The sequence below is a fragment of the Desulfuromonadales bacterium genome, from assembly GCA_035620395.1.
GTDB lineage: Bacteria > Desulfobacterota > Desulfuromonadia > Desulfuromonadales > DASPGW01 > DASPGW01.
The window spans coordinates 1-2,510 of sequence record DASPGW010000188.1 but is presented as its reverse complement, the minus strand read 5'-3'; the positions used below and the strand labels follow the sequence as shown (position 1 = coordinate 2,510).

5 protein-coding genes are annotated in these 2,510 nt (G+C 62.7%); 3 read left to right on the top strand and 2 right to left on the bottom strand.

Annotated elements, in window-relative coordinates; translation table 11 throughout:
* Both VD811_10180 and VD811_10175 read right to left on the bottom strand, forming a co-directional pair.
* Window positions 1-288, bottom strand: a 288-nt coding sequence (locus VD811_10180) for a cation:proton antiporter (protein HXV21339.1), incomplete at its 3' end; no start/stop codon positions are given.
* 2 nt (window positions 289-290) lie between these two features.
* On the bottom strand, window positions 291-806 hold the full coding sequence (locus VD811_10175) for a hypothetical protein (GenBank protein ID HXV21338.1): 516 nt from the start codon (window positions 804-806) through the stop codon (window positions 291-293).
* Between the two features lie 26 nt (window positions 807-832).
* Between VD811_10175 and VD811_10170 the strand changes: the two genes are divergently transcribed.
* The 3 genes from VD811_10170 to VD811_10160 form a co-directional block, all read left to right on the top strand.
* Entirely contained in the window at window positions 833-1,312 is a 480-nt protein-coding gene (locus VD811_10170) for an RNA-binding protein (GenBank protein ID HXV21337.1), read from the top strand.
* 72 nt (window positions 1,313-1,384) lie between these two features.
* Window positions 1,385-2,128: an SDR family oxidoreductase gene (locus VD811_10165; GenBank protein HXV21336.1), complete on the top strand. Its 744-nt coding sequence runs from the start codon at window positions 1,385-1,387 to the stop codon at window positions 2,126-2,128.
* Window positions 2,129-2,163: 35 nt separating this feature from the next.
* Window positions 2,164-2,510, top strand: a 347-nt coding sequence (locus VD811_10160; GenBank protein ID HXV21335.1) for a hypothetical protein, incomplete at its 3' end; no start/stop codon positions are given.

Here is a 2,510-nt window from a genome sequence, read left to right as displayed (position 1 = left end):
CTCGACCACCGCCGTCAGGGCTGCCGTGGGGCCGACCTGGACCAGCTTTCGCAGACTGAACTCGAGACCGAGAGAGAACATCAGCAGGATCACGCCGATCTCGGAGAGGGTTCGCACGACGGAGCTGTCGGCAACCAGCGGACTCGGCACGTGCGGTCCGATGAGCAGACCGGCGAGGATGTAGCCGAGAATGACGGGCTGGCGCAGGCGCTGGAAGACGACGGTGGTAACCGCCGCCACGCAAAGCACTATGGTGAGAGCCCGGAGGAATTCGTGGGGGTCGTGCATGTTCACCTGGCGTCGGGTAAGGGTCGCAAAGGGGCTGCTGCCGACCGGATGGGCACCCGCCAGACGGCCGGCAGCATCCCGTAGTTCCAGGCGAGGCAGAGCCGCCGGTAACCAGAGAAGAGCAGAGCCTCCTCGGCGCCACAGAGCACGATGGGGGCTTTGAGGGTCAAGCCGCCGAATCGCTGCAGATCGTTCTCCATTCTGGAATAGTTGATCCGGTATCCCCGCCTGGCCTTGGCGAGGTATTTCAGGTAATCTTCGTAAGTGTGGTAGGCGAGATGGACCGGAAGGTTTCCAATCCGCTCCGAACGGGGCCAGGGGGTCAACTCCCCCTGCTCGAAGGCGGCACAAAGCCGCTCCCAGTCAATGCCGTGACGGCGGTAGAAGTCCTGCTTGTCGGGATGATGGAAGAATTCCCACTGCTCCTCGGCAAGGACGGGTTTGATCCAGGTGATGGCAAGCGTCGAGCGGGAAAGCATTTTCTGCCTGGCGACCGGTTCGTTGGTGTTTTTGCCCAAAAATCGGGTTCAGGGTAGCCGGGAGAGTGATCGGGCGCAAGAAGAATCAGGCCGGGTATGATCCTGCCGATGTCTTTCGTTCGCTAATGTGCTATGATCCCGTGGGCTTCACAATCCACGGTTGGCTGCACTCCGGATACCCTCCTGGTTTTGGGGCGTCGGGACCGAAAAAAGGGAAAACGATGAGCAAAGATCTTTATGTGACGAATATCGCGCTGGAAGCCACCGAAGAAGAGGTCAGGAAACTCTTTTCCGTGGTCGGCAAGGTCGCCTACATCCATCTGGTCACCGATGCCAAAACGGGCCAGTTCAAGGGCTGCGGCTATGTTAAAATGGCCAGCGAGAAGGACGCAAAGGATGCGATCACCACCCTCGATGGCGCCCGGCTGATCAACCGGATCATCAAGGTCAGCGAGGCCCTGCCGCAAAAAACGGCAGGCCCCAAAGGCGGCGCCGAGCGCCGGCCGCCCGTCCGGAACAAGGGGCCCGGTGGCCGGCGCAAATAAGGATTCATGGAGAGTCGGGGGCCATCTCCCCGTTCTCATCGTGTCATCAATCTGCTGAAGGAGGAGCGGCCAATGACAAAAACAATCCTGGTCACCGGAGCGACCTCGGGTTTCGGCGCCGCCTGCGCCCGGCGTTTCGCCGCCGGCGGGTGGCGGCTGGTCCTGACCGGACGCCGCCGGGAGCGACTGGAGAGCCTGCAGGCGGAACTGGGCGACGCCGTCGCGGCGGCCCTGGTATTCGATGTGCGTGAGCGACGGGCGGTTGCCGCCGCGCTTCAGGGTCTGCCGGAAATCGACGTCCTGCTCAACAACGCGGGTCTTGCCCTCGGGCTGGAGTCGGCCTGGCAGGCCGATCTCGACGACTGGGAAACGATGGTCGACACCAACATCAAGGGAGTCATGTACTGCACCCGGGCGCTGCTGCCCGGGATGGTGGCACGCAACCGCGGGCACATCATCAACATCGGCTCGACCGCCGGCAGCTGGCCTTACCCCGGTGGGCACATCTACGGGGCAACCAAGGCCTTCGTCCTGCAATTCTCCCGCAACCTGCGGGCGGACCTGCTCGGCACCCGGGTGCGGGTCACCAATCTGGCGCCGGGAATGGCTGAGAGCGAGTTTTCGCAGGTCCGCTTCAAGGGGGATGAGCAGCGCGCTGCCAAAGTCTACCAGGGAGCCGAGCCACTGCGGCCGGAGGACATCGCCGAGATCGTCTTTTTCGTGGCGAACCTGCCGTCCCACGTCAATGTCAATGCACTGGAAGTCATGCCGGTCGACCAGGCCTGGGGGCCATTGGCCGTTCACCGCCAGGGCTAGCTCCGCCTCGACCCTTACCCCTCCAAAGGATCGCCATGGACCGCAAGGTATTTTTTGCCCTGGTCGCTTTCGCCGCCCTGCTGGGTTATCTCTACCTGGTCTTCGCCATCCTCGGCCCGTTCCTCCGCTCTCTGGCCTGGGCGATCATCATCGGCCTGGCTACTTTTCCCCTCTACCGCCGCCTGCGCAACCGACTGGGACATCGGCATCTGCTCTCCGCCGCGGTCATGACGCCGGCGGTGATGCTGGTCTTCGTCCTGCCGGTGGTTATCCTGATCCTTCTGATGACCCAGGAGGTGGTGGGAATCTACGAAATACTCGAACAGGAGGTCGCCGAAGCCGGTCCCCTCACCTTCGACCATCTGCAGGATTTCCCCGTGGT